Source organism: Rhizobium sophorae (assembly GCF_013087515.1).
In the GTDB taxonomy this organism is placed as follows: Bacteria; Pseudomonadota; Alphaproteobacteria; order Rhizobiales; family Rhizobiaceae; genus Rhizobium; species Rhizobium sophorae.
Genome location: NZ_JABFCN010000040.1, coordinates 57126 through 68652 on the forward strand (window position 1 = coordinate 57126; position 11527 = coordinate 68652).

The 11527-nt window shown below is 59.0% G+C and carries 11 protein-coding genes; 9 read left to right on the forward strand and 2 right to left on the reverse strand.

The genetic code is table 11. From position 1 onward, the window contains the following. Positions 1 to 26: 26 nt before the first annotated feature. Both G9X64_RS22405 and kdgD read left to right on the forward strand, forming a co-directional pair. The gene (locus tag G9X64_RS22405; RefSeq protein WP_168316920.1) at positions 27 to 1001 is read left to right on the forward strand and encodes a mannonate dehydratase; all 975 of its coding nucleotides are present in this window, start codon (positions 27 to 29) and stop codon (positions 999 to 1001) included. A gap of 32 nt (positions 1002 to 1033) precedes the next feature. Further along, on the forward strand, positions 1034 to 1960 hold the full coding sequence (gene kdgD / locus G9X64_RS22410; RefSeq protein WP_168316919.1) for a 5-dehydro-4-deoxyglucarate dehydratase: 927 nt from the start codon (positions 1034 to 1036) through the stop codon (positions 1958 to 1960). A 156-nt stretch (positions 1961 to 2116) separates the two neighbouring features. On the opposite strand, the gene G9X64_RS22415 is transcribed toward kdgD, so the two are convergent. Next, a complete protein-coding gene (locus G9X64_RS22415; protein ID WP_246271003.1) occupies positions 2117 to 3115 on the reverse strand; it encodes an AraC family transcriptional regulator in 999 nt (332 codons plus the stop codon). A 166-nt stretch (positions 3116 to 3281) separates the two neighbouring features. Here G9X64_RS22415 and G9X64_RS22420 point away from each other — a divergent pair, with 166 nt between their 5' ends. Together G9X64_RS22420 and G9X64_RS36670 are read left to right on the forward strand one after the other, a co-directional pair. Then, on the forward strand, positions 3282 to 4052 hold the full coding sequence (locus tag G9X64_RS22420; RefSeq protein ID WP_171377411.1) for an alpha/beta fold hydrolase: 771 nt from the start codon (positions 3282 to 3284) through the stop codon (positions 4050 to 4052). A 451-nt stretch (positions 4053 to 4503) separates the two neighbouring features. Beyond that, the gene (locus G9X64_RS36670; RefSeq protein ID WP_312864122.1) at positions 4504 to 4893 is read left to right on the forward strand and encodes an NAD(P)/FAD-dependent oxidoreductase; all 390 of its coding nucleotides are present in this window, start codon (positions 4504 to 4506) and stop codon (positions 4891 to 4893) included. A 69-nt stretch (positions 4894 to 4962) separates the two neighbouring features. Here G9X64_RS36670 and G9X64_RS22430 read toward each other — a convergent pair whose 3' ends face one another. Continuing rightward, on the reverse strand, positions 4963 to 7815 hold the full coding sequence (locus G9X64_RS22430) for an ATP-binding protein (RefSeq protein ID WP_168313607.1): 2853 nt from the start codon (positions 7813 to 7815) through the stop codon (positions 4963 to 4965). A gap of 465 nt (positions 7816 to 8280) precedes the next feature. Between G9X64_RS22430 and G9X64_RS36675 the strand changes: the two genes are divergently transcribed. The 5 genes from G9X64_RS36675 (at position 8281) to G9X64_RS22450 (ending at position 11336) form a co-directional block, all read left to right on the forward strand. Continuing rightward, the gene (locus G9X64_RS36675) at positions 8281 to 8676 is read left to right on the forward strand and encodes a winged helix-turn-helix domain-containing protein (RefSeq protein WP_246271004.1); all 396 of its coding nucleotides are present in this window, start codon (positions 8281 to 8283) and stop codon (positions 8674 to 8676) included. Positions 8677 to 8755: 79 nt separating this feature from the next. Beyond that, positions 8756 to 9016 carry a hypothetical protein gene (locus G9X64_RS36680; protein ID WP_246271005.1) on the forward strand — a complete coding sequence of 87 codons (261 nt, stop codon included), beginning with the start codon at positions 8756 to 8758 and terminating at the stop codon, positions 9014 to 9016. 128 nt (positions 9017 to 9144) lie between these two features. After that, positions 9145 to 9900 (forward strand): alpha/beta fold hydrolase, encoded by a 756-nt coding sequence (locus G9X64_RS22440; RefSeq protein ID WP_138329521.1) that lies wholly within the window; start codon positions 9145 to 9147, stop codon positions 9898 to 9900. A gap of 220 nt (positions 9901 to 10120) precedes the next feature. Then, complete coding sequence (locus tag G9X64_RS22445) at positions 10121 to 10921, forward strand: type 1 glutamine amidotransferase domain-containing protein (protein WP_168313608.1); 801 nt, start codon at positions 10121 to 10123, stop codon at positions 10919 to 10921. Positions 10922 to 11036: 115 nt separating this feature from the next. Beyond that, entirely contained in the window at positions 11037 to 11336 is a 300-nt protein-coding gene (locus G9X64_RS22450; protein WP_168313609.1) for a putative quinol monooxygenase, read from the forward strand. Positions 11337 to 11527 lie beyond the last annotated feature (191 nt).

Consider the following 11527-nt stretch of genomic DNA (forward strand, 5'->3'; position numbering starts at 1 on the left):
ATTATGTAATTTCGAGAGAGACTCAAATGTATCTGGGAACACAGGTCGCAGCGCGGGATGACGACGATTATCGTATCTTCGCGCAACTGGGTGTGAAGCATATCAACGCCGACCCGCCGGGAAAGCCGAGCAGCTGGACGCTCTCCGACCTCGAACGTCATCGCGACAAGGTCGAAAGCTTCGGCCTCATCCTCGACATGATCCAGTTGCCCCTGCCCTCGCAGCCGATCGAGAAGGCTTCCTATCCCGATATCCTGCTTGCCGGCCCCGAGCGCGACAGACAGATCGACGCCGTCTGCAAGCTGATCGAGAATGCCGCCGCCGCCGGTATTCCTGCGGTGAAGTACAATCTCAACCTGATCGGCATTCCCCGCACACCGGATGAACCGGGACGCGGCGGGTCGATGAATGCGAGCTTCCGGTGGGACAAGACGGATCAACAGGCCGAGCCCGGTCTTGCTGGCGTGCTGTCCGAAGACGACAACTGGGAGCGGATCGACTATTTCCTGGAGCGCGTCGTTCCTGTCGCTGCAAGCAATCGCGTCCGGCTCGCCTGCCATCCGCACGATCCCTATACGCCGCCGGGGTATCGCGGCGTCACGCGGGTGCTGGGTACGGTGGAAGGCCTGAAGAAGTTCGTGCTGATGCGCGAAAACCCCTATCACGGCCTCAATTTCTGCCAGGGGTCGATCGGCGAGATGCTGGAAAATCCTGGCAAGGAAATCGACGATGTCATTCGCTGGTTCGGCCAGCGCGGCAAGATCTTCAATGTTCACTTCCGCAATATTCGCGGCGGCAAGCTGTCCTTCATGGAGACCTTCCCTGAAGAAGGCGACATGGACATGGTCCGCTCGGCCAGGATCTACAAGGAGGTGGGCTTCAAATACATGCTGATGCCCGACCATGTGCCGACCGTCAGCGGCAAGGATCCAACCGCCACCGCATTTGCCTTCTGCTACGGCTATATCGCAGCACTTCTGCAAGTGCTCGACAGCGAGTAATCCGGTTTTCAACACCTAAGACATAGGACTTCATGATGAACCCGCTTGAATTGAAGAAGGCCGTCGGCAGTGGTCTCCTGTCGTTTCCGGTGACCCATTTCGACGATCAACTCAAGTTCGACGAAGCTAAATATCGCCGTCACGTCGAGTGGCTTTCCGGTTACGACGCTGCTGCACTGTTTGCCGCCGGCGGCACCGGGGAGTTCTTCTCTCTCAATCCGGCCGAGATTCCGCAGGTAGTCCGGGCCGCCAAGGCGTCGGCCGGCAAGACGCCGATCATTTCGGGAACCGGCTACGGTACATCGCTCGCCATCGAGATCGCAGTCGCGGCCGAGAAGGCCGGCGCGGACGGACTGCTGCTGCTGCCGCCCTATCTGATGTTTGCCGAACAGGCGGGTCTCATCGCCCACGTCAAGGCGGTCTGCCAATCGGTCGGCATCGGCGTCATCGTCTATAACCGCGACAACGCCGTCCTGACCGCCGACAGCATCGCGCGCCTGGCGGAGGAATGCCCGAACCTGATCGGCTTCAAGGACGGCGTCGGCGATGTCGACAAGGTGATCGAGATCACCACCCTGCTTGGCGACCGTCTCGTCTACGTCGGCGGCATGCCGACCCATGAGGTTTACGCCCAGGCCTATTTCGCGGCAGGCGTGACGACCTATTCATCGGCCGTTTTCAACTTCGTGCCCGCGCTTGCCCAGCGCTTTTACGGCGCCTTGCGCACCGGCGATCAGGCAACCGTCGACGAGATCCTCAAAGGCTTCTTCTTCCCCTTCGTCGCCTTGCGCAACCGCAAGAAGGGATACGCCGTCTCCATCATCAAGGCCGGCCTTCGCGTCCTCGGGCAGAATCCCGGCCCCGTGCGCCCGCCTTTGACGGATCTTACCCAGGAAGAGCTCGTGCTGCTGGAAAAGATCGTCCAGGCCAACGGCGTCACACGGATCGCGGCGGAATAATATATCGCGGCAGTAGGCCGCCGGGGTGGCCCCGGCGGCTGTCCGGTTCGCACCAACAACGGACATCGGCTCGGTTTGGATAGACGACCGCTATGGGGCCGGAAGCGGCGCGTCCGTTATCGGGGCAAGTTCATGCATTGCGCCGGATCTACACCATCATCGATCCTGAATAGTTGTCGATTTGGCATTCATGGGCGCAAAACCAAACTGTGCCTTGAAGGCTCGGCTGAAGGCTGCTTCAGAATCATAGCCCACTTGCCTGGCGACCGACCCAACCTTGGCATCAGGCTGGCGCATCAAGCCCAAGGCGAGCGTCAGCCGCCAGCGGCTGTGGTAGGAAAGTGGCGCTTCTTTCACCAATGCTGTAAATCGCGCCGCGAAGCCGGACCGGGACAGGCCCGCCACGCGAGCCAGATCGAGCACGGTCCAGCGCCGATAAGGTTCGTCGTGGATGGCCTTGAGCGAGCGGCTGATGCGCGCATCGCCGAGCGCTCCAAGCCAGCCGACATTGCCGCCCCGCTCGATCCGCACCCAGCTACGCAGGATACTGATCACCAGCACGTCGATCAGCCGTGAAATCATGATGGACGCGCCGGGATACACCTCCTGGGCTTCCTTCATCATGAAGTAGCCAAGGCCCTCGGCCCATCCGGCGGTCTCGCCGCTGGCTTTTGGAATGTGAATGACCGACGGCAGTGCCGATACGAGCCAGGGCACGGAAGCGCTTTCGAACCGAAAGGCTCCGGCGATAAGCTTGGTCTGTTGGCCGCCTCCGCCGTGGGAGACATTGAGTTTTTCGGCGGTAACCTGCGCCGCCATCAGGGCTGCCAAGTCAGCCTCAGTTGCACACTCGCCATCGCTCAAGCCGTGCCCAAGGCCTCGCGGCAGCATGATCAGATCGCCAGTTGCCACCTGCAAGGCATGGCCCTGATCGTTCACAACCGTCAGGCTCCCTTCGAGCACGATGAAGAAATAAGCCGCTCCTGGATGAAAGCGTAGCGCCCATGGTTGGCTGAGTTCGACGGTAAAGACGATTTCGCCATGCAGGCTGACCATGGCCAAAATCTGGGAGAGCAGATCCACCCGAGAGGCGAGCATAATCGCATTTTTGGACGACGGAGCATGCATTGCGGGGCTCGGGTCATGGTGATCCATCTCGGTAAACCCTAGTTTGGTTTTGTCTTCAACGAGGAATTATCTGGCAGTTCAAGTGTTTCCGCGAAGGCAAGGCCATCCCGGTCTTCCTGCCTTCGTGTAGGCGACAGCATTGCAGATTATCCGAATTAAGCAATTGCGCTGATGCGCCCTATAGGAGCTCCAAATGAAATCTCTTCTTATGTCCGCCCTAATGCTGACGACCGCCATGCTTGGTGCTGCACCCGCAAGGGCCCAGCCGGCTCTCCCGGATCAAACAATTAAGAATATCGTTCTTGTCCACGGCGCCTTCGTCGACGAAACGAGTTGGGACGGCGTCGCTGCAATCCTGACCGCCAAGGGCTACAAGGTGACTGCCGTAAAGAACCCACTGACCTCGCTTGCTGACGACGTCGCTGCCACCAATGCGGTGCTGGATGCGCAAAATGGCCCGGTTGTTCTGGTGGGCCATTCCTGGGGTGGCGTGGTGATCGGCGAGGCGGGCGACAGCGCCAAGGTGGCATCACTCGTCTATGTCTCGGCCTTTGCGCCCGAGAAAGGTGAAACCATCACAGCATTGGCAGCCAGCGGTCCGGCAACCCCCGGAGCGGCGGCCATTCGGCCCGACGCAAAGGGTTACTTGAGCATCGATCCTGCAGTGTTCCCCAGTGCAGTGGCGGGCGACCTGCCCAAGAAGATCGGTGAACATCTGGCAGCGCACCAGATGCCGATCAACCACACTGCCTTCGATGCGCCTGCTGAGGTCGCGGCATGGCACGACAAGCCAAGCTGGTACGTCCTGAGCTCCAAGGACCTCGTCCTTGATCCCCACGCACAGGCTTTTTTTGCCGAACGGATGACGGCCAAGGTGACGACGGTCGAGGGTAGCCACGCCTCGCTGGCCTCGCACGCCAAGGAAGTGGCTGCGGTCATAGAAGCGGCCGCAGGAGCAAAGTAGCCCTCGTCAAGCGATGCTATCGCCCGCCTCGCGGTGGTCGGTAGCATCGATGTGCAACGATCCCAGTTCGCAGGGTCGCACTCGCAGCGCTGACCCCTTGTCACTGGCAACACTGTGATAATGGCGACTTTCAAACTGGCCGTCTTAACGCGTCTCCGACCGCGGCGAATAGCTCGAGCAAAGCCCCCCTGCCCACGCGCCATGGCCTCGGACAGCGCCGCACCGGAAACCGCCGGAATAGGACTCAGCCATCACGCCTCCTCACCCGCCCATCATAGCGGTTGCGTGGTAGCGCACGGCACCGCACTGGCAGCCGCCGCTCACCTCTGGAAAGGAACGGCTATCCCTATCGCTGCCTCGACACCGACGTCGACCACGGTGCACGGGCGGCAATGGGGTCATTCCATGCCGATGTCGATAGCCTGCGATCGTTGTTCTCAATGGCGTCAGCGTGCTCACTCAACCGACCAACCATGATCTTGTCGAGGCTCTCGGGATCACGGAGCGGCTGAACTCTTCGCATACATATGACGTGGTTATCGTGGGTGCCGGGCCGTCCGGTCTCGCCGCGGCCGTCTACGCCGCATCCGAAGGACTGAACACGCTGGTCATAGAGGCAGTTGGGCCTGGCGGACAGGCGGGCACGAGTTCGCGCATCGAGAACTATCTCGGATTTCCAATGGGTATTTCGGGACAGGATCTTGCCCGGCGAGCGCAAATACAGGCTCAGAAGTGCGGCGCACGTTTCGCCGTCGCCGAGGCGGCGCGGCGTCTCGATCGCACCTTGCTATCCGTTTGGGCGAAGGAACAGTCGTGGTCCACTCGATCCACGGCTGGCTGACGCACAATCCGGTGGACCGCGAAACAGCGGATCAATCGGTGGCCGTCTGAGAAAGAACAGGGCAAGCCGCTAAGAACTCCAGATGCGACCGAAATTCTGCAGCTCCGTCAGGAGGTTGCGGGCTTTTTGCAAGTCAGGCGTATCGAACCCATCCATGAACTGACCATACACTGGCTCAAGAACGCTCCTGGCCGCGTCGATCCGCGTTTGGTCCCGCAGCAGGGCCGCAAGATCTGTGGCACCACGGATCCGCCAAGCCCACGCACCGTTTTCTTCTGCGGCTTGCAAGGATTGCCGCAAGGTGACTTCCGCTTCTTCGTCGCGCCCGACCGATCGCTCCTTGACAGCCCGAAGGCGGAGCAATTCGGGCACCATCGAACGTTGCGGTCCGATGTCGAACAAATAGTCGAGAATACGTACTGCTTCGTTCATATGTCCGATCGCATAAAGGGCGCGGATCAGAAGTGCATAGTAGGCATGACGACCCAACTGCCGAAGGCCGGTGCGGAGTTCGTCGAACGCTGACATGGGGCCATCCGGATCAAGCCGAGCGCCCGAAAGCACGTAAAGTGCTTCTGCGTAGCAGTTGGCCACCGGGATCCACGTCGGCATGCCGTTACGATAAATCGTATCCTTCAGTCGCTCGGCGTAGTGGATCGCCAGCGTCCATTCCTGACATTCGCTTAGAATGAAAAGCGCTCCATGGGTGTAGCATGAGACGAGGGTCCATCCATGATGAGCCTCCAGAGCTTCTTGTGCGCAAATCTTAACTGTATTCAGACCCGTCCCGGGTCTGACAGAGCCCAGCCACTGCAAAGCGCCCAGTGTCGTTTCGCTCCTGATCTTCGGATCAAGATCAAATCGAGAAGCCGTACCGTCGGAAAAGCCCCGCACCTCCCGACTCAACCTCTCCATCCTGGCTATCGCGGGCGGGTACTGGCAGTGTATGATCTCCAATTCCGTAAGAAGGATCTCGTGCTCCCACTGCGCGGAGCGATTGTTAGAGCGCGTTGCGACACGCTTCAACTCCTTGAGAATCTTCCGAACCTCGGTCTGGTTGCCAGGCAGGAGCCGATATCGCGCCAAGGCACCCAAGGCCTGGCATTCGGCATATGTATCGCGGATCTTGCGTGATAACTGGATTGCGGTTTCAAAGGTCTCAATGGCCTTCTCCGCATCGGCTGATATATAGCTGCTCACTGCCGCAAGCCCGACGAGCAGCTTGAGCTTCAGGGCTCGATCATCGCAGCCGAGGCGATCGAACTCGGCGAGCGCCTGTTCGCAGTTCCTGCGGGCCTCTTCGCTCAACGACAATTCATGCCACAGTGGCAATCCCGATGCCACCAACTGCATGCCAAGCAGCGGATCGGCGCGAAGAAAGAGTGCCCAACCGATGGCCCTGCGCAAATCGTCCGCACGACTGGCGTAGGCGATATGCCACTGCCGCGTCGAAAGTCTTGCCTGGTCGGCATTCGCACGAGCGAAGATGTCCAGCACAAGTCGGGCGTGGGCCCGAGATACAGCGGTCAGTTCCCCCGCGGCTTCCAGCAGATTGCCTGCGAATGCTCGAGTACTGTCGAGAAGCCGGTATCGCATCCCACCTGACATTTGTTCGACGCTAAGCATCGACTTGGCGCGCAGGCCGGCAATGGCATCAAAGACGACGGTTGGATCCAAACCCGAGTGGACAACGATGCTGACAACCTCATCCATATCGAACGTGCCCATGAAGATCGAGGTGGCACGCAACACGGATGCCTCGCTCTTCGTTAGGAGTGCGTAGCTCCACTGCATCGTCGCAAGCAGAGTCTGTTGACGAAGTGGTCCCTCCTGGTCAGGTCCGACTAGCGTGGCGAAACGATCGTCAAGTTCTTTGAGAACATCAGCAGCACTTCGGCTTCCGAGCCGGGATGAGATAAGTTCTATGGCGAGAGGCGATCCATCGAGCAGCCTGCAGATCTTGGCAACCGCAGATGCATCTCCATCCTCCATGTTGTATTTCCCTTTCTCGGACGCTCGCTCGACGAGAAGTTGTGGCGCGGAATAACGGAGGACTTGTTCGGGCGTGTAGATATGGTCAGGCGGCGGCACCTCCAGAGGAGCAAGCCAGAAGACCTCTTCTCGCTTCGCGCGGAGAGCCTGGCGGCTCGTCGCAACGATCCTGACGTCACTAGTGTTCACAAGAATGACATCGCAAAGATGCGCAACGGCATTGAGCACATGCTCGCACGTGTCCAGCAATAGCAAGGTCTTCCTTCGAGCGAGGATGGATGAGATCGCGTCGAGGCGATCCTGGCTACCTGAACTGATGCCGAGCGCAGCCGCAACTGAAGGGATGACGAATTCCTCGCCGGCCACTCGGGAGAAATCTATGAAGGTGATGAGATCTCCCTCTTCGTCTTCGAGCAGTTGCACTGTGGCGACTGCAACCGTTGTCTTGCCGATGCCCCCGGGGCCAACGATCGTCGTCAGCCGGTTGGCGGCAATCCTAGCTCGCAATTCAGCGATTTCGGCATCCCGTCCGATAACCGTGGCCAATTCGGGAAATCGGGTGTTTGCCACAACGGGCAGATCCGCAATTTTCGGGATTTCTCCGGTAATGACCTGATCGGTCAGCCGGTAGCCGCGGCCTACGAACGTCCTGATATAGTCTTCTGTTGGAGTGTATTCCCTCAGTGCCCGCCTAAGCGAAGCGATTGTCACTTTCAGATTGGCTTCATGGACAAAGATGCCGGGCCACGCGGCATTATACAGCTCCTCCTTATATACCAACTCACCCTTCTTCCGGGCCAAGGTCACGAGCATCTCCATTGCCCGACCGCCAAGCTGAACCTCTTCGGCACCGCAAAACAAACGGCGATGCTCCCCGTGAAGGCGAAAGGGACCAAATGCCACCACATCATCCGGTTCCGTCGGTACCATGTGTTCCTCTTAGCGTGCCGATGATCGACCTGGCGCAAGAATGATATCAATGTCACTATCGCGCGGGTGGACGCGGCATCTCAACATCACTCTAAGCGAACGAACACGGGAGGGTCTGCCTCCCACCTGTGGGCCTGTCGGACGAACTTACCCCAGTTGCCTCATTTTTACGGGCCGCGCCACCGCTCGCCGTTAAGTCTTTCCTCAACGGAACACCCGATGCTTGGATCTTCAAATCAATAAACAACGTCGCCGCACAGGTCTGCTCGTCAGTGCCTCCGTCGCGCGCAACTGGTTGCAGCCAGCAAAATCTCGGACCGCCGGCGCGAAGTTTTCTGCCGCGGCAAACCATCCCACGCCAATATTTACCGGATTTTACCTCCCAACGGGAGCGAACTCTTATAATATTGAAGCTGAATATGGATTGACTGCCCTACGAGTGCAAAACCATTGAGGGGAACCAATATGGGCTCTCACGCTAGGAACGGCTATTTCGGGTTCGGACCATATCGCTTGAATCCTGCAGCAAGAGTTCTCCGGCGAGGCGACGATCTGCTTGCGATAGGCAGCCGCGCCTTCGATATCCTTGCCGCTCTCGTTCAAAATCATGGACGGGTCCTCTCTCACGCGGAGCTCATGGCATTCGCATGGCCCGGTCTCCACGTCGAAGCCTCCAACATAAGAGTGCAAATGACGCATCTGAGGCGCGAAATCGGCTGTGGCGAAAACGGCAATCGCTATATCGTCAGCGTGGCGGGCCGCGGCTACAGCTTCGTCGCCCCCGTCATATGGGAAGAGGCGTCCGAGCCGGAGGACAGGTATGCGCCCTTGAGCTGCTCAGGTTTGCTGCAATGGATCTGACGGCGCAACGAATACCTCTTTTCCGCCTCGTTTGAGCTCCCCTATCGGCCGAGACGAGAATATTTCCAAACTTTCGCAGATGGTGGCTGAGCGCCGCTTCGTGACCGTTGGGGTTGCAGGAGGGGTCGGCAAGACGACTCTGGCCATCTTGGTGGCGCACGCCCTCCACATGTTTGACCATGCGTGTTTTGTCGATCTCGGCATCATCGATGATGAAACGGCCATCTTGGAAGCGGTAGCCTCGGCTCTGGAGATCCCCTTTTCAGCAAGCGATGCCATCGGCGACATCATCTTGTCAAACGGGATTGCGGCGAAGGCTCCGAGAGGAAAGCCCGAATAGAACGTTGTCCAACACGCGGCCAAGCACGGCAAAATCGCAGGATTTAACCACAATTAATATGCGTTCGAGGCTGGGTTGGTCGATTATTTCCCGTATCGCCATCGAGATAAATGACCGGAGAACGTCGCATGTCCCGAAACCTTGGACTTATCTTCAGCGCCCTGGTGGCGTTCGCAAGCACATCTCCCGCCGCGGTCGCTGCGGATCTCAAAGCCAAGACCGTTGTCCTTGTTCACGGCGCTTTCGCCGACGGATCGTCCTGGCAGAAAGTCATCCCTCTTCTGGAAAGGGCCGGATTGAAAGTTGTCGCCGTCCAAAATCCGTTGGAGTCCCTGGAGAGCGACGTGGCTTTCACCAAGCGCGCGATCCGCGATGCCGAAGAACCCATCGTACTCGTCGGTCATTCGTGGGGCGGCGTAGTCATCACGGAGGCGGGTGATGACCAGAAGGTGAGATCCCTGGTCTACGTAGCTGCCTACGCGCCTGATGCCGGTCAATCGCTGGTCGATGTCGCCTCCAGGTACCCTGACCAGGAAAGCCGGAAGACATTCGTCAAGGACGAGGATGGGTATCTGAAGATAAGCGATGACGGCATTTCCAGGTATTTCGCGGCCGGCCTCTCCCCGGACGAGCAGAGGCTCGTTGCCGTCGTGCAGGGACGTTTCCATGTGCGTGCCACCACCACGCCCGTCAGCCATGCCGCCTGGCGTGACAAACCGTCTTTCATGGTCGTGGCAACGCAGGACCAGATCATCGCTCCCCAGATGCAAAGGGATCAGGTGAAATCTGCAAAGGCGGAGATGATCGAGGTACCTTCCGGCCACGTGGCGATGCTCTCCCATCCCGAAGAGGTAGCGGACCTCATTGTGAAGGCGGCCCAATAGGTGGCAAGGGCGAGCACGCCTCTTTCCCTTGGGGCGAAACAACTGAAATCCGGATCGAGAACGGCGAGTAAGACGATGCCACCCCTCGTTATAGCCTTACGCTTCGAAGCGAAGTGGATGCTTACGGAAGGCGAGGCCAAGGTGACATCCCTGAAGGGTTCTACCATCGTGACCATCCGCCGTACCGCACCCATTAACCACATCAAATAAGGAGGACTCTATGAGCAAAGGTAAAGTTCTTGTGGTGGGGTCGAATGCCACCCGGATTGAAATTCAGGGCGGTGGAACTGGCCCAACCGGCCAATATCTCAACGAAACCGTGGTGCCAGCCATGGCTCTTGTTGCCGCCGGATACGAGATCGTGTTGGCAACGCCCGACGGAACCAAGCCGCACATCGATCCCGTGTCGGACGCGGCACAGCATTTTGACGGCGACGAAGCTGCTCACAAGCGCGGGCGCGACTTCTTCGACGACCATCGGGCGATGAACGATGCCAGGACATTGAGATCAGTCATCGAAAACGGGATCGATGGTTATGCCGGCGTCTTCGTACCCGGCGGTCAGGCACCGGTCGTCGATCTTATGCAGGATGCCGATCTCGGCGAGATCCTCCGCCGATTTCATGCTCGCCGGAAGCCCACGGCCTTTCTTTGCCACGGGCCGATCGCCTCGCTGGCCGCACTGCCGCACGCAAAGGAATATCGGGCCGCCCTGATTGCTGGTGATGTTTCCAAAGCGTCTGAACTCGCCAGGGGCTGGCAGTATGCCGGTTATAAGATGACGGTGTTCTCCGCCAGTGAGGAGAAACCGATCGAAGAACAGGTCCTTCACGGCAAGCTCTATTTCAACATGCCAGACGCATTGCGCATGGCGGGTGGCGACGTCACGACGAACCCGGTCGACTTCTCCCCCCATGTGATAGAGGACCGCGAGCTGATCACAGGCCAAAATCCGCGATCGGATCATCCTCTTGCGGCGAAACTGGTCGAGGCCCTCAACCGGGTGACGGTTTCGGCGTGATCTGATGGAACGCGGCATGGAAGGTGATGGCGTGCCTTCTATGCCGTTGTCCCGACCCGCAACGTCTCGTCCGCCCAAGCGAGTTACCTAATGCATTCCATCAGGAACCTTCTGTATGACACAGTCGCCGACCAAGATCACAGCCATCCTGACAGCTCATCTCGGCAAGGCCGTCGAGTTACGAGCATTGCTTGTTGGCATGGCACCGCTTTGCCGCGCCGAACCCGGCAATCTGCGCTGGGATGTCTGGTGCGACCGGGCGCATGGCGAGCGATACGTGCTCGACGAACTCTATCTGGACGCCGCCGCCGTCGAGGTGCATCGCATGACACCTCATTATCAAGCCTATCTGGCCGAGATTCCCAAACTGGCAGAGAGAACGGTCTGGGTGCTGGAGGCGGTAGAGGTCAAATAGTTCTCAGCAACACGACAGCACCGCCGCGGCCTATCGGTGCGATTCGAACGCCTACATTTAAGCTGTCATTTGGCGGTCAAACGAACCCCAACGATGTCCGCTTGTAGGGTAGGCCCAACGCGCCGTAGACGACCGATATGGTGAAGGGTTTCGGGTGCCGTCAGGCGTACGAAAGCCTCTCATGCAGGAAC